This window comes from Pantoea nemavictus, assembly GCF_037479095.1.
Lineage (GTDB): Bacteria > Pseudomonadota > Gammaproteobacteria > Enterobacterales > Enterobacteriaceae > Pantoea > Pantoea nemavictus.
The window spans coordinates 2,737,965-2,758,463 of sequence record NZ_JBBGZW010000001.1; the positions used below are offsets into that span (position 1 = coordinate 2,737,965).

The following is a 20,499-nucleotide window of genomic DNA, read 5'->3' on the forward strand; positions in this document are numbered from 1 at the left end:
GACAGCCATCACCAAATCAATCGTCGCCGTTCAGTCCAGCACGGTTCAGCAGGAACTGCGACAGCAGCGGCACCGGACGACCGGTTGCGCCTTTGGCTTTACCTGAACGCCATGCGGTACCGGCGATATCCAGGTGCGCCCAGTTGAACTTACGTGCAAAGCGCGCCAGGAAGCAGGCTGCGGTAATCGCGCCGCCAGGACGGCCGCCAATGTTTGCCATATCGGCAAAATTGGATTCCAGCTGTTCCTGATACTCATCCGCCATCGGCAGACGCCAGGCGCGATCGCCTGATTGCTCAGACGCGCTGATCAGCTCGTGCGCCAGCGGATTGTGGTTCGACATCAAACCGCTGACATGATGGCCCAGCGCAATCACGCAGGCACCGGTCAGCGTTGCGACGTCAATCACCACTTCTGGCTCGAAACGCTCGACATAGGTCAGCGCATCGCACAGCACCAGTCGGCCTTCAGCATCGGTATTCAGCACTTCCACGGTTTGGCCGGACATAGTGGTTAACACGTCACCCGGACGCATTGCTTTGCCGTCTGCCATGTTTTCACAGCCTACCAGCACGCCGACGACATTCAGCGGCAGATTCAGTTCTGCCACCATGCGCATCACGCCGTACACCGAGGCCGCGCCGCACATGTCGTACTTCATCTCATCCATCGCTTCGGCTGGTTTAATCGAAATACCGCCGGAATCGAAGGTTAAGCCTTTCCCCACCAGCACGATGGGGCGCGCTTCGGGATCGTTATTGCCTTTGTACTCAATCACCGACATCAGCGATTCATTATGTGAACCGGCTCCGACCGCCAGATACGCGTTCATGCCCAGCTCTTTCATCTGCTGCTCGCCGATGACGCGCGTGGTGACATTTTTGCTGTACGCATCCGCCAGCTGACGCGCCTGTGACGCCAGGTAGGCGGCGTTACAGATATTTGGCGGCATATTGCTGAGATCTTTGGCCGCTTTCACGCCTGCAGCCACGGCCAAACCGTGCTGAATGGCGCGCTCGCCGCTGGTCAGTTCACGACGGGTTGGCACGTTGAACACCAGCTTGCGCAGTGGACGGCGCGGTTCAACTTTGTTGCTTTTCAGCTGATCAAAGTTGTAGAGCGCTTCTTTCGAGGTTTCGACCGCCTGGCGCACTTTCCAGTAGGTATTGCGGCCTTTTACGTGCAGTTCTGTCAGGAAGCACACTGCTTCCATCGAACCGGTGTCATTCAGCGTATTGATCGTCTTCTGAATCACCTGCTTGTACTGGCGCTCATCCAGCTCGCGCTCTTTACCGCAGCCGATCAGCAGGATGCGTTCGGAGAGGATATTTGGCACATGGTGCAGCAGCAGCGTTTGGCCCACTTTTCCTTCCAGTTCACCGCGGCGCAGCAGGGCGCTGATGTAGCCATCGCTGATCTTATCTAACTGCTCAGCAATGGGTGACAAACGGCGCGGTTCGAAAACGCCAACAACAATGCAGGCGCTACGCTGTTTTTCCGGGCTACCGCTTTTTACACTGAACTCCATGCACTCTCCTGAATCTTAAAGACAACGGCCTTAGCTGTCGTTAGAATGTAGCGCGTTCGTAACCCATTAATTTGTTGCGACGCCATGACAATTCAGCGCCGGTAGTCATAATGAGTTGTGGTGACAATATGTTGTTTTTTCACCACGCTAACGCGTTCGTCATACTATTTTAGCTACGATGACGGCCATTGATGAAGAAAAATGGCTGATAAGCGTTGAAACTAGCGATTTTCCTGCAAAAAGACAAGTTATCACAGGCGTACTAAGCGTGATCATCATTAGATATCTGGTTCGGGAAACGCTCAAAAGCCAGCTGGCTATCCTCTTCATCCTGCTACTGATCTTCTTTTGTCAGAAGTTAGTGCGGATTTTGGGAGCTGCGGTGGATGGCGAGATCCCAACAAACTTAGTTCTGACATTGTTAGGACTTGGCGTGCCTGAAATGGCACAACTTATCCTGCCCCTAAGCCTATTTCTGGCGATTTTAATGACCCTTGGGCGGCTGTACACCGAAAGTGAAATCACGGTGATGCATGCCTGCGGCCTGGGTAAAAGCATGCTCATTAAAGCCGCGATGATCCTGATGCTGTTCACCTCGCTGGTGGCGGCGGTCAATGTCATCTGGTTAGGGCCGTGGTCGTCGCGTTATCAGCAAGAAGTGACGCAAAACGCCAAAGCGAATCCGGGTGCGGCAGCGCTGGCGGCTGGACAGTTCCAGACGTCCAGTGACGGCAACGCGGTGCTGTTTGTCGAAAACGTGAAAGGCAATACCTTCGGCAACGTGTTCCTGGCGCAGCTGCGTCCGAAAGGCAACGCGCGTCCCTCGGTGGTGCTGGCAGACAGTGGTCACATGGAGCAGCGTAAAGATGGCTCGCAGGTGGTCACGCTGGATAAAGGCACGCGCTTTGAAGGTACCGCCTTGCTCCGCGATTTCCGCATTACGGACTTTGTGAACTATCAAGCGCTGGTGGGCTACAAAGAAGCCACGCTGGATCCGAACGATGCCGATCAGGCGGATATTAGCGCGTTGCTGCAAAACAAGACGCCGCAGTTCCAGGCGGAATTCCACTGGCGTTTGACGCTGATCTTTGCGGTGCTGGTGATGGCGTTAATGGTGGTGCCGCTTAGCGTGGTAAACCCGCGTCAGGGGCGCGTGCTCTCAATGTTGCCCGCCATGCTGCTGTATCTGATCTTCTTCTTGCTACAGAGTTCTCTGCGTTCCAACGCAGCGAAAGGCCGGTTCGACCCTGCCATCTGGATGTGGGTAGTGAACTTCGCCTATCTGGCGCTGGCGGTGCTGCTGAACCTATGGGATACCGTGCCGATGCGTCGCATCCGTGCCCGTTTTAGCCGTGGAGGATCGGTCTGATGTTTAAGGTTCTTGACCGCTATATCGGCAAAACTATCTTCAACACCATTATGCTGACGCTGTTCATGCTGGTGTCGTTGTCAGGCATCATTAAGTTCGTGGATCAGCTGCGTAAAACCGGGCAGGGCGCGTACACCGCACTGGATGCCGGTTACTACACGCTGCTCAGCGTACCGAAAGATATCGAAATCTTCTTCCCGATGGCGGCGCTGTTGGGCGCGTTACTCGGTTTGGGCACGCTGGCGCAGCGCAGTGAGCTGGTGGTGATGCAGGCATCGGGCTTTACTCGCATGCAGGTGGCGCTGGCGGTAATGAAAACCGCCATTCCGCTGGTGCTATTAACCATGGCGGTGGGCGAGTTCGTTGCGCCGCAGGGTGAGCAGATGGCGCGTAACTATCGTGCGCAACAGCTGTACGGCGGCTCGCTGGTCTCCACGCAAAACGGTCTGTGGGCGAAGGACGGTAACAACTTCATCTACATCGAGCGCATCAAAGGCGATAACGAGATTGATGGTGTCAGCATCTATAATTTCAGCGACCAGCGCCGTTTGCTGAGCGTACGTTACGCGGCGACTGCGACCTGGAACGCCGATAAGAAGCTGTGGGTGTTATCGCAGGTAGATGAATCTAACCTGCAAGATGCCAAACAAATCACCGGTTCACAGAGCCTGAGCGGCGAATGGAAAACCAACCTCACGCCAGATAAGCTCGGCGTGGTGGCGCTGGATCCAGACGCTTTGTCGATCAGTGGCCTGTATAACTACAGCAAATACCTTAAGCAGAGCGGCCAGGTTTCGGGACGTTACCTGCTGAATATGTGGAGCAAAATCTTCCAGCCGCTGTCGGTAGCGGTGATGATGCTGATGGCGCTGTCGTTTATCTTTGGTCCGCTGCGTAGCGTCTCAATGGGCGTGCGCGTGGTAACGGGGATTAGCTTTGGCTTCCTGTTCTACGTGCTAGATCAGATCTTTGGCCCGTTAAGCCTGGTCTACGGTTTACCGCCGATATTAGGCGCGATTTTGCCGAGCGGCGCGTTCTTCGCCATCAGCTTGTTCCTGCTGATGAAACGCCGGTAATTGTCATGGGCCAGCCTCGATGCTGGCCCATCCTCTTCAGTAAAATCGCCTTTTCTGACGTCCCCTCACTGCAACTGCTGAACCCATCCTGGCACCTGCGACAACAAATACAAAATCAGGCCAATGGTGCCGCCCACCAGCGTGCCGTTAATGCGGATGAACTGCAGATCGCGACCTATATTCAGCTCGATTTGCTGTGACATATCGCGTGCATCCCAGCTTTTCACGGTGTCGCTGATATGGCGCGTCAGGAAGGTGGCGAACTCCGGTGCCACGCTGCGTGCCGCATCTTCCAGATGTTGATTCATTGAGGCGCGTAGCGCTTCATCGGCAGCCAGGGTTTCACCCAGCCACAGCGCGGCCAGTCTGACGCGCTCCTGCACCCGTGAATCCTCACTGTTCAAATCGTCTTTCAGCCAGCCACGTAAATCCTGCCACAGTTCGCCGATATAACGATTGAAAGACTCATCCTCCTTCAGCCAGTTCTTGATGCCTTCGGCGCGTTCCGCCATTTCCGGATCGGTTTTCAGTCGCTCAATCAGCCGCTGCACCGCACGGTCGAAGCCCAGACGCAGCTCATGTCCCTGATCGAGCGCCACCTGGTCGAGAATTGAGTCCACCGCATTCGCCACCAAATCGGCGCTGTGCTCGCCAAGCCATTCGGTCGGCAGCATTTTGGCTTTAATCGGATGTTCGCGCTTCAGCCAGCGTACAATCTGCGCGGCGATAAACTCACGTGTGCCGGGCTTGTGCAGCAGGCGCAGCAGCTGTTGCACCGCGGCATCGAGCAACTCCTGATGACGATTGTTCTTGGTCAGGCTATCCAACAGCAGTGCGCTGGATTGGGTGAGATCAACTTTATCTAGCGCGCGATGCACCGCGCGGCGTAAAAAGCGCTGAATGCGTTGGTCGTCAGTGAGATCGAGAAAGCCGCGCATTACCTGCAGCAGATGACGACCAATGCGATCGGCGTTGCCCGGCGTGTTCAGCCACTGTGCCAACATTTGCGACGGATCGTGGCGGCGAATCAGCGCCAGTAGCGAATCGGTATCGAGGAATTTCTCCTGCACGAAGCGACCAAGATTCTCCCCAATACGATCTTTGTTACGCGGAATAATCGCCGTATGACGTGAGATAAACGGCACCGGCACGCGCCGGAACAGCGCCACCACGGCGAACCAGTCGGCTAAGGCCCCGACCATCGCCGCTTCCGCGATCGCTTTGAGTCCGAGAACCCAAAAGTTGGGCGGCAGAAACAGCGTTACGACAAAAGTCGCGGCGGCAATCACCAGCAGCGACAGCGCCAGACGTTTGCTGCGTTTGAGTTGTTGATATTTATCCATAAATCCTTTTTTTAACGACGACGGCCGCCCAATAAACTGCCGAGCACACCGCGAATGATCTGATTGGTAACCTGACGCGCAGCGCTTTTCGCCACGCTCTGCACCACGCCATCGCGCTTGCCACCACGCGGACCGGTGGTGCCGAACAGAATGTCCTTCAGGCCGCCGAGAATGCCGCCATCAACATCGACGCTATTACCTTTGGCTTCTGGCGCGTTGGCTTGTTGCGTTGCGACCTGCACGCCTTTTTGCAACATTTCGAAGGCGGATTCACGATCCACTTCAGTATCGTATTTGCCGTACAGCGGCGAGTTGTTGATCAGGCTGTTACGTTCATCCAGACTCACCGGGCCCATGCGCGAGCCGGGTGCAATCACCATCGCACGCTGCACCATCGAGGGACTGCCTTTTTCATCAAGGAAGGAGATTAGCGCTTCGCCGGTGCCGAGCGCCTGAATCGCCTCGACGATATCAAAGTCTGGATTGGCGCGCATGGTTTCAGCGGCGCTTTTCACTGCTTTCTGGTCTTTCGGCGTAAAGGCACGCAGTGCATGCTGCACGCGGTTGCCGAGCTGTCCCAGCACGTTGTCGGGAATATCGCCAGGATTCTGCGTGACGAAATAGACGCCAACGCCCTTGGAGCGGATCAAACGAATCACCTGCTCAACCTTCTCCAGCAGCACCGGCGGCGCATCGGTAAACAGCAGGTGCGCTTCGTCGAAGAAGAACACCATTTTTGGCTTGTCGAGATCGCCCGCTTCCGGTAACTGCTCATACAGCTCTGCCAGCAGCCACAGCAGACTGGTGGCGTAAAGTTTTGGCATTTGATAGAGCTTTTCCGCCGAGAGGATATTGATAAAGCCTTTACCGTTGCTGTCGCAGCGCATCCAGTCGCGGATATCCAGCATGGGTTCGCCAAAGAAGTGCTCGGCCCCTTGCTGTTCCAGCGCCAGCAAGCCGCGCTGAATCGCCCCCACCGACGCGCTGTTGATGTTGCCGTATTGCGTCTGAAATGCCTTGGCGTTGTCGCCGATGTACTGCGTCATGGCGCGCAGATCTTTGAAGTCCAGCAGCAACAAGCCTTGATCGTCGGCGATGCGGAAGATGATCTGCAGTACGCCGGATTGCACGTCGTTGAGATTGAGCAGACGTGCCAGCAGCAGCGGGCCGAGATCGGACACCGTCGCACGCACCGGATGCCCCTGCTGGCCAAAAATATCCCACACCATCACCGGATTTTTCTGCGCCTGCCAGTCGGTGACGCCGATCTTCGCCAGACGCGCCAGCAGCTTTTCAGAGCCGTCGCCTGCAGCGGAAATACCGGTGAGATCGCCTTTCACATCCGCCATAAACACCGGCACGCCGATGTCGGAGAAGGATTCCGCCAGCTTTTGCAGCGTCACGGTTTTGCCGGTGCCGGTGGCGCCAGTAATCAAGCCGTGGCGGTTCGCCATGTTGGAGAGGAGATGCAATTGAACGTCGGGCGTTTGGGCAATCAGCAACGGAGTGGTCATGATTATTTCGCTCTCAGGCAATAGGTTATGCCAGAAAGGATAGCAAGCGGCGCGCGAGGAGGGAGGAGGATTGTGCCGAAAAGGTTGTGCCAACTGTCCCCCATCCCGGCCTTCCCCCATAAATGGGGGAAGGAGACGCTGCTACATGCCACTTCAGAACTGACATAGAGCAGCGTCTTCCTCCTCCATTTATGGGGGAGGACCGAGGAGGGGGGATGGCAGCACGATCTAAATTATTTCTGCACCGTATCAAAAAACAGCAAACTCACGCCAATCCCTTGCTGCACATGATTAACGTTATTGCGCACCGCGACCTGCTGCGCGCCCTGCAGCGTTACCACAAACGGGGAATTCTGCTGCATCGTTTTTTGCAAATCGGTATATAACGCACGACGTTTAGCCGCATCGCTTTCACCGGCTGCCGCACGGGTTTTGGCACTGAGCTCCGGAATATCCCAGCCAACGCGCCACGCCAGGGTTTTGGAGCCGCCCGGCACGTTATAGGCGAAGGCGCTGGCATTGGTGTTGGGATCGACATAGTCCGCGCCCCAATAGATAAAGATCGACTGGAAATCGCGGCCGCGCATTTTGCTCCACAGCTCTGACTCCGCCACCGGCTGCAGCTCAATCTGCACATCCGCCTTGGCAAAGCTGGCCTGCAGCGCCTGCGCCACATCAATGTAAGGCGGCTGATTGATCACCGTCAGCGCAAACTTCGTGCCTGGCTTGATGCCGCCTTTGGCTAAAATCTCTTTGGCTTTCGCCACATCGTAATGGAAAGGCTGATCCTCCAGCGCGCCATCAAAGCCTTGTGGCAGGAAGCTTTGATGAATGCGGTACTGGCCTTTCAGCAGATCTTGCGAAATTGAGTGGTAATCCACCAGCCAGCGCGCGGCTTGCCACAGCGCCGGGTTGCCCAGCGCCGGTTGCGCTTTATCTTTGGTGTTGAAACCAAGGTAATAGACCAGGCTGGATGGGAACGCCTCAATGCGCAGATTTTTGTCGCTCTTCAGCGCATCAATCTGATCCGGTCCGAGCTGATAGGCGACATCGACATCACCTTGCTGAATCAGCAGGCGACGCGCACCGGCATCCGCCACACCCTTTAACAAAATACGCTTCAGCTTCGGCTGAGGATTGGCTTGTTTGTTGGCGCTCAGCACCAGCGCCTGCTGCGGCACATACTGCTGAATGGTAAACGCGCCGCTACCGGCCGAATTGGTATGCAGCCAGCCGTTGCCGGCATCATTATTCACCACATGCTGCTGCACGGTTTTACTGTCAACCACGGAGGCCACTGGCGCCGTCAGCAGGCGCAGCGCCAGGTTCTGACCAATCTGCGCTGGCCACTGAATCTCCAGCTGATGGTCATTCAGCACGTTAAACTGACTGGCGATGTTTTCAGGGGTCCAGCCAAATTCGGCGAGAATGAAAGAGGGCGCTTTATTCAGCTGCACCGCGCGCGTCAGTGAGAAGATCACATCCTGCGCCGTCACCGGATTGCCGCTGGAGAAGTGGGCGTCAGGTTTAATGTTAAACACTAAGCTGTGCGGCGTGCTGCCCTGCTGCCAACCGGTTGCCAGCAGCGGTGCCAGCTTCTGCGGCGAATTGCGATCCGCTTCTACCAGCGTTTGGTAAATATTGCGCTGCACGCTATTGCTTACGGTTTCGAAGCTTTCAGCGGGATCGAAGCTAATAATGCCGTCGAGCGGTACGGCAACGACAAGGGTATCTTTCGGCGTGGCGGCATGCAGTGCAAAACTGCTGCCCCATAAAGCGACGAGCAAAATCAGTGAGCGCATTATTGTTTTCCTGGAGAAGAGATAATCAGACTCTATCTCTGCCGCCGCTCAGGCAAAATGCCGGTTTGTTCTGAGCTGTGCCGGAAAATAACAATTGATTGCGTTCAGGTATTATTGCGTTTATTTTGTGCGCTATCTGTCATTTCCGGGAAATAGATCGTTCATCTGCTGGTCAATTAAGTAAATGAAATGTTATAAATGAGAATAATTCTCTGGTATAGAAGTATGATTTTTTTTCATTGATTCATTTTGGCGATTATTTCTCTGCGCGATAATACCTGGTCAATTGCCCATCAAATAACCTCAATATCCCAACAATTGTACGGTTAAAACCTCATTTTCTGCCTCGAAAGCCTTTTACCAAGCCTTAACCTAAATTCAACATGATGATTGAATTTCATCAAAACATATCCTTAATTGAATTTTTACATTCTGAAATACCTATATCCCTAATATTGCCAGGTTATTTACCGATTTATAAAGCTATTAACAAAAATAATTATCTTTCTTAGCAAGTGAGAGTCGTCGCGCCATGCTTCTAAATAAACCGACCACCAGACGTAAGTTTTTACTTGGGTCGCTATTGGCTTTGCCATTAAGTGACCTGGTATTTAAGGGATTAACTGCGGCGCAAGCTGCGGAAATGGCAGCACCCGAGCTCGCCGATTATAAACCGATCTTTTTCAGTGCCGATGAGTGGCAATTTATTCTGGCTGCAGCCGATCGTCTGATCCCCGCTGGCGGCAAAGGTAAAGCGCCAGGTGCACTGGAAACCAACGTGCCGATCTTTATCGATCAGCAGCTGCACAGCCCGGAGTTCGGCGCCGAGATCTACATGCAAGGTCCGTTTGACGTGCACGCGCCTGCCACCATGGGATACCAAATTCCGTTTACGCCACAGCAGATGTACCAAACCGGTATCAAGCTGGTGAATCAGTGGACGCAGAGCAACTTCCAGAAACCATTCCATGCGCTATCACTGGAAGAGAAAGATGCGGTGCTGACCAAAGTGAACAAAAACGACGGTATCGACTTCGCCGCTCTGGGCGAAGAGAACCTGAAGGCCTCACAGTTCTTCAGCCAGCTGCTTTCAGATACCAAACACGGCTACCTCGCTGACCCGATGTACGGCGGCAACAAAGGCATGAAAGCCTGGATTGCTATCGGCTTCCCGGGCGCACGCGCCAGCTTTACCGAATGGGTGAAGCAGCACAACGTGCCGTACCCGCTGGGACCGGTCAGCCTCTTGGGTGAAAGCGCGTAAGCACACCCCCGTTTTTGGTATGTGAGACAGGATTAACATGGCACAGATTACAAAGAAAGAAGTCGACGTCGTCGTATGCGGCCTCGGCTGGGCCGGCTCGCTGATGAGCATTGAGCTGGCGATGGCCGGACTGGAAGTGCGCGCCTTAGAGCGTGGCGGCGAGCGTGACTACCCGGATTTCGCCTATCCGAAACCGGCCGATGAGTACGCCTACAACGTGCGTAACAAAGTGTTCGCGACGCCAAAAGAAGTGGCGGTCACCGTGCGTTACAACAGCAGCCAGACGGCGTTACCCACCCGTAAGTGGGGCGCGTTTGCGCCAGGCACCGGTGTGGGCGGCGCGGGCATGCACTGGACGGCGGTGCTGATTCGTCCAACGCCGACTGACCTGAAGCTGAAAACCTACGTGGATGAGGCTTACAAGCCGGGCATCCTGCAGGAAGATATGCGCGTGATGGACTTCCCGTTCACCTGGGAAGAGATTGAGCCGTATTACTACAAGTTTGAGCTGATCTGCGGTCAATCCGGTAACACCGGCAACCTGCGTGGTCAGATTCTGGAAGGTGGCGATCCGTTTGAAGGTCCGCGTTCAGAACCTTATCCGCTGCCTGCGCTGGAAGACACGCTGAACAATGTGATGTTCAAGGAAGCGGCGACCAAACTCGGTTATCACCCGTTCCCGAACCCGTCAGCGTGCGTATCCCGCGCGTGGAAAAACCCGTACGGCAACCAGATCGCACCGTGCAACTACTGCGGTTACTGCTCGAAATATCCATGCCTGAACTACTCGAAAGCCTCACCGCAAACGGCGGTCATGGATTCACTGAAGCGGATGCCAAACTTCTCTTACGAAGTGCACGCCGAAGTGGTGAAAGTGGTGCTGCATGACGATCAGAAAACCGCCAAAGGCGTGATTTACTACGATGTGGATGGCAACGAAGTGTTCCAGCCAGCCAAGATCGTGGTGCTCTCCAGCTTCCAGCTTTACAACGTGCGTCTGATGCTGCTATCCGGTATCGGCAAGCCGTATAACCCGATTACCGAAGAGGGTGTGGTGGGGCGTAACTATGCGTTCCTGTCGAACGGCGGCGCAACCCTGTTCTTCAAAGACAAAAACTTCAACTCTTACGCCACCGCTGGCGCAACTGGGCAGATGTTCAACGACATCTCACCAGGCAACTTCGACGGTCCGGGTCTGGGCTTCCTGGGTGGCGCTAAGATCCACAGTTCGCAGGCCACCGGTACGCCAATGGCTGCTGCACTGCCGAAAGGCACGCCGAGCTGGGGTCTGGGCTACAAGGAAGGTCTGGAGGAGTGGTACAACCACTCCATGAAGATCAGCATCACCACCACCTGTCAGTCGTATCGCGATATCTATCTCGATCTCGATCCGCACTACACCGACCATCGCGGTCAGCCGCTGCTGCGTATGACCTTTAACTGGAAAGAGAACGAACTCAAGCTGCAGCAGCACTTGAAAGGGATCGTCGGTAATATCGCCAAAGAACTTAACCCAGACAGCATGAGCATGAGCTTCCTGCCGATGGGCGCGGACTTTGACCTGACCAAGTACGTTTCGACCCACAACGTCGGCGGCGCGGTAATGGGCGATAACCCGAAAACGTCTGCACTGAACAAGTACCTGCAGAGCTGGGATGTTCATAACGTGTTTGTGCCGGGCGGCAACGCCTTCCCGCAAAACTTCCAGGCGAACCCGACCGATACCATCGGCGCGATCACCTTGATGGCGGCACAAGCCATCAAAGAACATTATCTGAAAAATCCCGGCCCACTGGTACAGGCATAAGCGCATGAAATTAAAATCATTGTTAATCGCCAACGCCGTGCTGCTGGGCAGCTTTGTCCTGCAGGCTCACGCGGAAGATGAAGCTCAATTGATCAAGCAGGGTGAATACCTGTCGCGCCTCGGCGACTGTATGGCGTGCCATACCGTGTCGGGCAAAGGCGATTACGCGGGTGGTTTGGCGATTGAGTCGAATCTCGGCACCATTTACTCCACCAACATCACGCCGGACAAAGAGCACGGCATCGGCAACTATAGCGAGCAGCAGTTCTCTGACGCGGTGCGTAAAGGCGTGTTGCCGAACGGTTCACGACTCTATCCAGCGATGCCGTATCCGGATTACGCCAAAATCTCTGATGCCGAGATGCACGCGCTTTACGTCTACTTTATGAAGGGCGTCAAGCCGAGCAGCGAGCAGCCGCCGGAAACCGATCTCAGCTTCCCGTTCAGCCAGCGTTGGGGTATGCGCTTCTGGAACTGGGCATTCACCTCAGATAAACCGTTCCAGCCGATTGGTGGCGCATCGGAAGAGGTGAATCGCGGTGCTTACATCGTCGAAAGCCTTGGCCACTGCGGCAGCTGCCACACGCCGCGCGGTCTCGGCATGAACGAGAAAGCGCTGGATAGCGGCGACGATCAGTTCCTCGCCGGTGGCAGCCTGAACAACTGGGATGTGCCGTCGCTGCGCGGTCTGCCGCGCTGGAGCGAGCAGGAGATCGTCGATTACCTGCAAACCGGACGTAACGACAAGGCCGCGGTAGGCGGTGAGATGAAGTCGGTGATTGAGCACTCCAGCTCGCACATGACGGATGCTGACCTGAAAGCCATTGCCGCCTATCTGAAGTTCCTTGGCGGTAATCCGCCGCTGCAGGCGTACAACGTGCAGAAGCAGCAGGCGACAGAAGCGAAGCTAACGGCGGCGAAAGGTTTGTCGGAAGGTGAGCGTCTGTATATCGACAACTGCGGCGCCTGCCACTTTGTCACCGGTAAAGGCGCGCCGGGGATCTTCCCGGAGCTGGATCAGGCGACGATCGTCAATGCTAAAGATCCAAGCGGTTTGATCCACACCATTTTGGCCGGTGCGCAGCAGCCATCGACTGAGAAGGCGCCATCAACCCTGGCGATGCCGGATTTTGCTAAGCGTCTGGATGATGATCAAGTGGCTAAACTGGCAACCTTCATTCGTCAGGGCTGGAGCAACAATGCGCCAGCGGTGACTAAAGATCAGGTAGCAGAAGTTCGTAAGACGTTGAAGTAATAAGGTAATTCCAGGTGCGCATGCATGCGCACTCTACAACAGCGTAGGGTCGCCATTCATGGCGACCTGGTTTTACAAGACGGTTTAATGGAAATTGTGGATCACTTCCAACACGCCGTTGATGATGAACTGCACGCCCATACACACCAGCAAGAAGCCCATCAAGCGCGAAATCGCTTCGATCCCGCCTTTCCCCACCAGCTTCATAATGGCGCCAGAACAGCGCAGCGAAATCCATAGGATCACCGACACGGAGAGAAATATCAGCGTCGGCGCGACCATGACGACCCAATCAGGAAAATCGACCCCGGATTTTACCGTGGAAGCCGAACTGATGATCATCGCGATGGTGCCTGGGCCAGCGGTGCTTGGCATCGCCAGCGGCACAAAGGCGATATTTACGGTTTCACGATTATTGTCGTTGGCATCCAGCTCATCCTGCTTATGTTCGGCTTCGACCGAATGCCCAACCGGTTTTGCCGGAAACAGCATGCGAAAGCCAATAAACGCCACAATCAATCCGCCGGCCATGCGCAGGCCGGGAATAGAAATACCAAAGGTGTGCAACACCGCGCTGCCGGCGTACCACGCCACCATCATGATCAGGAAAACGTAGATCGAAGCCTGCATCGCCTGGCGATTACGCTCCTGGAAGTTCATATCACCGGCAAGGCCGAGAAACAGCGCCACGGTGGTCAGCGGATTGGCCAGCGGCAAAATCACCACCAATCCCAGCCCGATGGCTTTAAAAAGCTCCAGCATGGAGACATTCCCATTTGAAAAAGTGATTCAACACTTGCACGTTCTGTAGCTACCGTCTTGAACGTCAAGCGGTAGCTACGTAGTTTTCGTTCCACGGCTCTCGTGTTTTAAGCACACCGAAGCAGAGATGGACCAGTTTGCGCATCACCGCTCCCAGCGCCACTTTGGCTGGCTTGCCCTTCGCCATCAGCCTTTCATACAGCGCTCTTACGGGGCGATTCCACCTTGCCGCTACTATCGCGGCCATATACAGCTTCGCTCTCACGTCGGCGGGACCGGTTTTCGACATCCGGGCCAGCCCTCTCACCGAACTGCCTGACGTCTTCTCGACCGGCACCACGCCCAGCCACGCCGCTACCTGACCCGCATTGCGGAACTGGCACGTACGCAGCACCGACAGCATGGTCGTTCCCACTACGCCGCCGATACCTTTTATCGACTCCAGCAGCTTAAGATCATCTTTCAGACCATCATTCTTATCCATGTGGTCGTCAATCAGCGCGTTTATTCGCTTCAGCTCCTTTTCATGCGATTTTTTTGTTCTTTCAAGCGAGTCGGTCACCTCGCCCGCCGTCTGGGTTGAGTTCGCCTTCTCGAGCCTGTTCGTCGCGCGCTGCACATCTTCAACGATGGCGTCACGCAGACGCAGCAGGTCTTTCAGCTTGCGGACTTCCGGTGGCGGCGGAACCCAGGCATCGGGCTGTTTCAGCTCGCCGTAACGGGCCAGCACCCAGGCGTCGACCGCGTCATTTTTGGTCAGGATACCCATTCCGCGGGCAAACTCCCTGACCCGTTGCGGATTGCCGATACAGACCGTCACGGGCGTGTTCCCGTGCAGCCCGTAAGCGACGTTTTCGTGATAGACGCTGGTCGCTTCCATCACCACCATCACCTGCTCTGGCGGGCACTTCTGCTTCTGGAGCCAGTCGCAGATGTCACGTTCTACGCCGACCTGATTTTTGATGGATTTCGTTTTCTTTTTGCCGTTGCCGGGGAACAGGCAGAGGTCGAGTTTGTTTTTGCTGACATCAATACCAAGACAGAACATCGGATATCTCCCTTTCACTTAAACCATCACGCCATCTAGCCTTGTACATACGAAGTCAGAGCTTCTGGTTACCGTTCAGAGTAGTTGCTGGCGTGAAAGGAGAAACGGAGGGCTTAAAGCTACGAAGCAAGATCGGGTCTTAAGCGGCGCAAAAAGCTGCCTCCGTTTCATGTTGCTGGTAGCTAACCAGCAACACATTCAAGATACAAGCGGCGCAATTTATTGCGCGATTGACCGCATCAGATAAGGCCAACATCGCGCAATAAATTGCGCCGCTACGGTATATGCGTCGATTTATCAGTGCTTCGGCGTATCCAGCGCTTCAATCAGCTCGGGGAAGAAATCCTGCAACAGTTCAGGCGTCATCAATTCAGGATAGCTAATTAAATGCTCGCGAATGCGCTCATTCACATCCGGCAGCAGGCGCTGCGCAGCATCTTGTACCGAGATCTTCTTCTGTTTCATCAGGCGCAGCACGTCGTCAGGCAGATTATCTTCATCTTCGACCTCATCAACCCCTTCGAGATCGTCGAGTTCATCCAAAAGATCCATCAACGCTTCAATTTGCGGCGTACGGGACTGATATTCGGAAGGCTGCTCGTTCTCAAGATAGCGCAGCAGCGCGCGCACCGGCGAACCATCCGGCTCGGCGGGCGGTTCATTGGCGAACCAGGTCAGAAGATCGTGTTGCGTCACCTGATGGACATGAAAACCGTTATCCACCAGTTCGTCGGCGAGAATATCGGCGGTATCGTGCTCAATCAGGCAAATGTGGGTGCGATTAGGCGTGAACTGCTCCAGCCACTGGTAAATCTCTTCAATTACGCTGTCGTCGTAAATAAAGCTCTGGCTGAGATGGCTGTCATCCTGCTGGTGGACGCAGATATCAATCTGGTCGGGATCGAAATAAATCGCAATGTTGATGCCTTTCATGTGCGCTGTCCTGTGTGGTGCAAAAACTCACTATAGCCTCAGGCAGCGCAGATGAACATGGTGCCGCCAGCAGCGTGGGCAACTGGCGGTAAAAATTAACGTAAATCAGCGCGATCCAGCCCATAAGCGCTATCGAGTGCGCCCGGCGTCATGCGTGAAAGTACCATCAGGCGGTTCCAGGTATTGATCACCGCGATGCAGAAGGTCAGTTCGCTGGTTTCCACTTCAGAGAAGTGCGCGCGCACTTCACTGTACAGCGCATCATCAATGCCGTTATCGCTCAGGCGCGTCAGCGCTTCAGTCAGCGCCAGCGCCGCTTTCTCTTTGGCGGTAAACAACGGCGATTCGCGCCAGATAGCGACATGGTGCAGACGCAGTTCGCGCTCGCCGTGCAGTTTGGCCTCTTTAACATGCATATCGACGCAGAAAGCGCACTGATTGAGCTGAGAAGCGCGCAGGTCGACCAGATGCTTAATGGTGGTATCAAGTGACGATTTTCCCAGCGCTGCAGTCGCATCGCCCACGGTTTTCACCAGCGCAGGAATATTTTTAAAATGATTAACGCGTGACGTCATGATGGTGTCCTCTCTATTCAGAATAAATTTTCAATGCATTGAAGTGCATGGGGTAACGCGGTGGTGCGAGTGACGGGATCGTGCGTGCCGTCAACGCGGATAAATTCCACATCAGTGATGCCAATGTATTCGAGCGCCACGCGGATATACGGCGTGAACTGGTCATCGGCGACAAAAGGGCCGTGGGCAAACACGCTGCCGCTGGCAACCACGCAATACACCTTCTTGCCCTGCACCAATCCGACTTTGCAGCCATCGGCGCTAAAGGCGAAGGTGCGCCCGGCGCGGGTAATATGGTCGAACCAGGCTTTCAGTACCGACGGTAATCCGAGGTTCCACATCGGCGATGAGATAACCAGCGTGTCGCAGGCAAACAGCTGATCCACTAAATCTTCCGATGTCTGAATGGCGGCGCGCTGTGCGTCATCGCGTTGCTCCGGCTTGGTAAAAAAGGCGCCAATGGTGAAGGCATCAAGATGCGGCAACGGATGTTGTGCCAGATCCAGCTCCGTCTCGATAAGATCGGCCTGCTGCGCACGTAATTTTTCCACCAAACGCGCCGACGCAATGCGCGACGCCGAACCCGCTAAATCCGGGCTGACTTTAATGTGCAGCAGTTTCATTCATTTCTTCCTTTAGCGTGATGGCGATGCATTGCGTGGTTGATGCGGTCATCTTAAACTTCTATGTCTGAGGTGAAAGGGCCAAAAACAAACAAAATAGGTAGGACAAGGCGTGGGATATAAAGAGATTTATCTGCGCTATCGCCAGCAGATTCTGGCAGGGCGCCTGAAACCCGGCGACCGCGTGCCGGCGATTCGTACGCTGGCGAGTGAACTGCAGGTAGCGAGAAAAACGGTAGAAGTCGCTTATGAAATTCTCATTGGCGAAGGCTATTTCGTCAGTCAGGGCGCGAAGGGGACACGCGTCAATCCGGAGCTGACGCTGGCCACGGCGCCAGAGAAAATGTCGCTGTCCGTGCCGCTTGCTAACCAGCACTCAGCGCGCGAAAGCAGTGGAGAATTTCGGCTGGGGATTCCCGCGCTGGATGAGTTTCCCCATAAGAAGTGGCTGCTGATCTCCGGCAAGGCTGCGCGCACGCTGCGGCCGGATGAGATGATTTTACCGCCGGTGATGGGTTACCAGCCGCTGCGCGAGGCGATCGCCAGCTATCTAAGCATTTCGCGCGGGCTCAACTGCCAGCCGGAGCAGGTCTTTATCACCAGCGGCTATCGCGCCAATCTGCGGCTGATCCTGGCGGTGCTGGCACAACCGAGCGACAAGGTGCTGTTTGAAGATCCTGGCTACTTCTTCGGACAAAAACTGCTGAAGCGCATCGCGCCGAATCTGCATTATGTGCCGGTGGATCGACAGGGCGTGGATGTTGATTATCTGCTGCGTTATCACCCTGACGCACGTTTCGCCGTGGTTACGCCAACCCATCACAGCCCGCTGGCAGTGACGTTATCGCTGCCGCGCAAACATCAGCTGCTGGAGTGGGCGCAACAGAACGACAGCTGGATTATCGAAGATGATTACGACGGCGAGTTTCACTACACGCGCAAAGTGATTCCTGCATTGAAAAGCCTGGATGTGCACGATCGGGTGATCTACACCGGCACCTTCAGCAAAACCATGATGCCGGCGATGCGCGTGGGTTACTTAGTGATGCCAAAAGAGACCATCGCGCGCTTCAGCGAGCTGGGTGAGATTCTTGAAACCGGTATGTCGCTGCTGCCGCAAAAGATTCTGGCGCAGTTTCTGAGCGAAGGGCACTTCTATCGTCACATCAAGAAGATGCGCATTCTCTACCAGCAGCGGCGTCGCATGATGCTGGATGCACTACAAATCTCTTTCCCAACGCTGTTCGATTTCGAGCTGACCGATGGTGGCATGCATATTGTCGCCTTTCTGCGTCGCGGCACGCAGGATAACGCGCTGGCGGAGATATGGCAGCGACATCAGCTGCGCGTGCTCCCGCTTTCCGGCTGGTATATGCAGACGCAGAAACGCTACGGGCTGGTGATTGGTTACACCAATATCCGTTCGATGGAACAGGCACGGGAACTGTTGCAGAGGACGGTGCAGGAGACGCGGGAGTTATTGCAGTAAAGAAAAGGCGCGAGGGACAGCTCGCGCCTTGATATCGGCGCGTCCTTACATGCCGATATATTTTTTACCCTGCTTCAGTACCACGTCGCAGGCTTTGGTTTTTAGCTTCTCACCCATCGGCGAGCTGCTCAGGCTTTGCAGATTCAGCTGCTGGCCGTTGCCGGTATTCAGCAAGCCTTGCAAACCCTGCTGATAATCGGTTTTCTGCTCCTGCGCGGCTGGGCTGCTTAAGCCGAGCTTGCTCAGTACCTGATCCTTCACCGACGTCACGTTGTTATCCACCACGTTATGCTGCACGCAATAGGACATCACGCCCGCGGCGTTGGTCATGCTGTTGGCGCTTACCGCTTTATCGCCGCCGTTCAGCAGGCCGGTCAGCGATGAGAGTGACAATCCGCTATTCTGCGCGTTGTTGGTGTTCGTGTTGCTGGTGCTGTTATTTTGCTGCGACAGTTGTGATGCTGCGCTGCTCAGCTGATCCTGCCAGCTTGCCGCCGATGCGCTCCCCGCCACCATAGCTGCCGCGATGCCCCATCCCCAAATCATGCGTTGTAATTTCATCTCAACCTCGTTGTCTTTTATATTCTGACTGCGTCAGTTGTGGTTAAGAGAGGTTTGGTTTAGGAAAGTTCCAGATAAGTAGGTGCATAAGGGCAAAATGGGACCGTTCTGGGTTTTGCTCTGCAGGCTGCGACGGCTGGGATTGGCGCGATAACAAGCGGTTAGCGCTGAAATGCTGTTTTTTTCAACGCTTAGCGCACATCCCCAACGATTCCAGTTGCGCACTCTGCTCGTAACGGTATAATCCCCAACGTTTTCCGCATCCTCTTCAGTGCCGAAGTGGCGAAATCGGTAGACGCAGTTGATTCAAAATCAACCGTAGAGATACATGTCGGTTCGAGTCCGACCTTCGGCACCATCGATTGATGCAAAATTAAGTCGCTTACGAGCGGCTTTTTTTTGCCTGAATGGCCTCGTTTTACTCTTCGTTTCTACTGAGTTTTTAGCTCTAACAGATGGATGTTCGAAGTAAAATCTTGTCTTATTGGTAATTAATAGGCGCCTCCTGGCTGACGTTACGACAATACCTATCGAATCTAATATCGATATTAACGTGCTTAACTTCATGACATTTCCCCCTAAAATTTCTTTCTAATAGAAGATAATAACTCTATCTTACCCATGCAATTCACAGAGTTTTTTAAGCAATCTACTCATTAAAAATGACGGTGTTTCTTGCCTTTATAAGCTATTTTTAAACTGTAGGTGTTAACCTCCAGACTCCAATAAGGCATGAAAAAAAACCGGGTGAAAGACCACGAAATAACTATGTGTTATTTAATTTTTTGTGTATGTTTGTTGAAAGGATAAATAACAAAGGACGATGTAGAATGCCCATTCCAGCAAATCTCTGGCTCAAAGATGATGGCGGTGCTGATATTCGTGGCTCCGTTGATGTACAACATCGGGAAGGCAGTATCGAAGTAACAGGATTTTCCCATAACGTAAGACTTCCAACTGATCCACAAACAGGTAAGCCTACTGGTACAAGAAAGCATGCGCCTATTATCATTCAAAAAGAATTTGATGCTTCTTCACCGTGTCTCTATAAGACTGTAGCAACAGGACAAAACTTAACGTCGGCTGAATAATGCTAAACGCTCAGGCTTTTAAGAAACGTCATGCTTTATGGATCTTTTTAATCCTGGCGATTGTCTATGCCATTTACATGTTGTCGAAAATTTCCCCACTTGAACAATCAATAATCCATGAAGAGAAAATTAATAACCAGGTAAATATTTTTATTACTGAAGCAAGTGCGGGCGCTACGACAAATTTCTCATATAATTTTTACTTGTATGATTCTAGTAAATCTGCGGAAAACTTTAAGAGTGCATTAAAGGATGATTATTCTCCGTTCCTCATTACTTCTGATGCTAATGCGTTAAGCAAGGTTGAAAGAGGAGTTATTTATTTGGATGTAAAAGGAAAAGTTTTTGTATTTAACAACACTCCTGCGTATAAATACAATAATTCTATCTATACCGTCCCCGTAGTTATAACTGCAAGGCCTTATTGATATTGTTGTCAATGATGGTGATGATTCGTCT

Annotated in this window: 17 protein-coding genes, 1 tRNA gene and 1 pseudogene; 9 read left to right on the forward strand and 10 right to left on the reverse strand. The window is 54.0% G+C overall.

Features of this window, described 5'->3' with window-relative positions:
* Window positions 1–16: 16 nt before the first annotated feature.
* A complete protein-coding gene (pepA, locus tag WH298_RS12490) occupies window positions 17–1,528 on the reverse strand; it encodes a leucyl aminopeptidase (RefSeq protein WP_007886756.1) in 1,512 nt (503 codons plus the stop codon).
* A 268-nt stretch (window positions 1,529–1,796) separates the two neighbouring features.
* Between pepA and lptF the strand changes: the two genes are divergently transcribed.
* Both lptF and lptG read left to right on the forward strand, forming a co-directional pair.
* Complete coding sequence (gene lptF, locus WH298_RS12495; RefSeq protein WP_180822986.1) at window positions 1,797–2,897, forward strand: LPS export ABC transporter permease LptF; 1,101 nt, start codon at window positions 1,797–1,799, stop codon at window positions 2,895–2,897.
* Window positions 2,897–3,973, forward strand: a complete 1,077-nt coding sequence (lptG, locus tag WH298_RS12500) for an LPS export ABC transporter permease LptG (protein ID WP_007886758.1) — start codon at window positions 2,897–2,899, stop codon at window positions 3,971–3,973. Before lptF ends, lptG begins: the two co-directional genes overlap by 1 nt.
* Before the next feature lie 65 nt (window positions 3,974–4,038).
* Here lptG and WH298_RS12505 read toward each other — a convergent pair whose 3' ends face one another.
* The 3 genes from WH298_RS12505 to WH298_RS12515 form a co-directional block, all read right to left on the reverse strand.
* On the reverse strand, window positions 4,039–5,316 hold the full coding sequence (locus WH298_RS12505; RefSeq protein ID WP_180822987.1) for a DUF445 domain-containing protein: 1,278 nt from the start codon (window positions 5,314–5,316) through the stop codon (window positions 4,039–4,041).
* Between the two features lie 11 nt (window positions 5,317–5,327).
* Window positions 5,328–6,830, reverse strand: coding sequence for a helicase HerA-like C-terminal domain-containing protein (locus tag WH298_RS12510; RefSeq protein WP_180822988.1), 1,503 nt, complete (start codon window positions 6,828–6,830; stop codon window positions 5,328–5,330).
* 233 nt (window positions 6,831–7,063) lie between these two features.
* On the reverse strand, window positions 7,064–8,632 hold the full coding sequence (locus WH298_RS12515) for an ABC transporter substrate-binding protein (RefSeq protein ID WP_180822989.1): 1,569 nt from the start codon (window positions 8,630–8,632) through the stop codon (window positions 7,064–7,066).
* A gap of 532 nt (window positions 8,633–9,164) precedes the next feature.
* Between WH298_RS12515 and WH298_RS12520 the strand changes: the two genes are divergently transcribed.
* The 3 genes from WH298_RS12520 to WH298_RS12530 are packed head-to-tail and all read left to right on the forward strand — an operon-like array spanning window position 9,165 to window position 12,958.
* A complete protein-coding gene (locus WH298_RS12520) occupies window positions 9,165–9,896 on the forward strand; it encodes a gluconate 2-dehydrogenase subunit 3 family protein (protein ID WP_007886763.1) in 732 nt (243 codons plus the stop codon).
* A 37-nt stretch (window positions 9,897–9,933) separates the two neighbouring features.
* A complete protein-coding gene (locus WH298_RS12525) occupies window positions 9,934–11,703 on the forward strand; it encodes a GMC family oxidoreductase (protein ID WP_180822990.1) in 1,770 nt (589 codons plus the stop codon).
* Between the two features lie 4 nt (window positions 11,704–11,707).
* Complete coding sequence (locus WH298_RS12530) at window positions 11,708–12,958, forward strand: c-type cytochrome (protein ID WP_180822991.1); 1,251 nt, start codon at window positions 11,708–11,710, stop codon at window positions 12,956–12,958.
* A gap of 84 nt (window positions 12,959–13,042) precedes the next feature.
* Here WH298_RS12530 and WH298_RS12535 read toward each other — a convergent pair whose 3' ends face one another.
* From WH298_RS12535 to WH298_RS12555, 5 genes are all read right to left on the reverse strand, one after another.
* Complete coding sequence (locus WH298_RS12535) at window positions 13,043–13,720, reverse strand: MarC family NAAT transporter (RefSeq protein ID WP_180822992.1); 678 nt, start codon at window positions 13,718–13,720, stop codon at window positions 13,043–13,045.
* A gap of 64 nt (window positions 13,721–13,784) precedes the next feature.
* Window positions 13,785–14,768, reverse strand: a complete 984-nt coding sequence (locus WH298_RS12540; protein WP_180822033.1) for an IS110 family RNA-guided transposase — start codon at window positions 14,766–14,768, stop codon at window positions 13,785–13,787.
* 297 nt (window positions 14,769–15,065) lie between these two features.
* On the reverse strand, window positions 15,066–15,701 hold the full coding sequence (locus tag WH298_RS12545) for a hypothetical protein (protein WP_007886773.1): 636 nt from the start codon (window positions 15,699–15,701) through the stop codon (window positions 15,066–15,068).
* Between the two features lie 95 nt (window positions 15,702–15,796).
* A complete protein-coding gene (locus tag WH298_RS12550) occupies window positions 15,797–16,276 on the reverse strand; it encodes a carboxymuconolactone decarboxylase family protein (RefSeq protein WP_007886774.1) in 480 nt (159 codons plus the stop codon).
* A 17-nt stretch (window positions 16,277–16,293) separates the two neighbouring features.
* Complete coding sequence (locus tag WH298_RS12555; RefSeq protein WP_007886775.1) at window positions 16,294–16,899, reverse strand: FMN-dependent NADH-azoreductase; 606 nt, start codon at window positions 16,897–16,899, stop codon at window positions 16,294–16,296.
* Between the two features lie 112 nt (window positions 16,900–17,011).
* Between WH298_RS12555 and pdxR the strand changes: the two genes are divergently transcribed.
* Window positions 17,012–18,388 (forward strand): MocR-like pyridoxine biosynthesis transcription factor PdxR, encoded by a 1,377-nt coding sequence (gene pdxR, locus WH298_RS12560; RefSeq protein WP_180822993.1) that lies wholly within the window; start codon window positions 17,012–17,014, stop codon window positions 18,386–18,388.
* A 45-nt stretch (window positions 18,389–18,433) separates the two neighbouring features.
* Here the strand turns inward: pdxR and WH298_RS12565 are convergent, their stop codons facing one another.
* Complete coding sequence (locus WH298_RS12565) at window positions 18,434–18,949, reverse strand: YjjA family protein (protein WP_007886783.1); 516 nt, start codon at window positions 18,947–18,949, stop codon at window positions 18,434–18,436.
* A 273-nt stretch (window positions 18,950–19,222) separates the two neighbouring features.
* On the opposite strand from WH298_RS12565, the gene WH298_RS12570 reads away from it, so the two are divergent.
* The 3 genes and pseudogenes from WH298_RS12570 to WH298_RS12580 all read left to right on the forward strand — a co-directional run bounded on the left by WH298_RS12570 (window position 19,223) and on the right by WH298_RS12580 (window position 20,468).
* A tRNA-Leu gene (locus WH298_RS12570) sits at window positions 19,223–19,307 on the forward strand.
* A 472-nt stretch (window positions 19,308–19,779) separates the two neighbouring features.
* Window positions 19,780–20,037: pseudogene (locus WH298_RS12575) on the forward strand (Hcp family type VI secretion system effector); the annotation flags it as partial.
* Window positions 20,038–20,039: 2 nt separating this feature from the next.
* Entirely contained in the window at window positions 20,040–20,468 is a 429-nt protein-coding gene (locus WH298_RS12580; protein WP_180822995.1) for a hypothetical protein, read from the forward strand.
* Window positions 20,469–20,499 lie beyond the last annotated feature (31 nt).

Coding starts and splice junctions, on each gene's coding strand:
- pepA (WP_007886756.1), bottom strand. CDS start 1,528: ATGGAGTTCAGTGTAAAAAGCGGTAGCCCGGAAAAACAGCGTAGCGCC.
- lptG (WP_007886758.1), top strand. CDS start 2,897: ATGTTTAAGGTTCTTGACCGCTATATCGGCAAAACTATCTTCAACACC.
- WH298_RS12505 (WP_180822987.1), bottom strand. CDS start 5,316: ATGGATAAATATCAACAACTCAAACGCAGCAAACGTCTGGCGCTGTCG.
- WH298_RS12510 (WP_180822988.1), bottom strand. CDS start 6,830: ATGACCACTCCGTTGCTGATTGCCCAAACGCCCGACGTTCAATTGCAT.
- WH298_RS12515 (WP_180822989.1), bottom strand. CDS start 8,632: ATGCGCTCACTGATTTTGCTCGTCGCTTTATGGGGCAGCAGTTTTGCA.
- WH298_RS12520 (WP_007886763.1), top strand. CDS start 9,165: ATGCTTCTAAATAAACCGACCACCAGACGTAAGTTTTTACTTGGGTCG.
- WH298_RS12525 (WP_180822990.1), top strand. CDS start 9,934: ATGGCACAGATTACAAAGAAAGAAGTCGACGTCGTCGTATGCGGCCTC.
- WH298_RS12530 (WP_180822991.1), top strand. CDS start 11,708: ATGAAATTAAAATCATTGTTAATCGCCAACGCCGTGCTGCTGGGCAGC.
- WH298_RS12535 (WP_180822992.1), bottom strand. CDS start 13,720: ATGCTGGAGCTTTTTAAAGCCATCGGGCTGGGATTGGTGGTGATTTTG.
- WH298_RS12540 (WP_180822033.1), bottom strand. CDS start 14,768: ATGTTCTGTCTTGGTATTGATGTCAGCAAAAACAAACTCGACCTCTGC.
- WH298_RS12545 (WP_007886773.1), bottom strand. CDS start 15,701: ATGAAAGGCATCAACATTGCGATTTATTTCGATCCCGACCAGATTGAT.
- WH298_RS12550 (WP_007886774.1), bottom strand. CDS start 16,276: ATGACGTCACGCGTTAATCATTTTAAAAATATTCCTGCGCTGGTGAAA.
- WH298_RS12555 (WP_007886775.1), bottom strand. CDS start 16,899: ATGAAACTGCTGCACATTAAAGTCAGCCCGGATTTAGCGGGTTCGGCG.
- WH298_RS12565 (WP_007886783.1), bottom strand. CDS start 18,949: ATGAAATTACAACGCATGATTTGGGGATGGGGCATCGCGGCAGCTATG.
- WH298_RS12580 (WP_180822995.1), top strand. CDS start 20,040: ATGCTAAACGCTCAGGCTTTTAAGAAACGTCATGCTTTATGGATCTTT.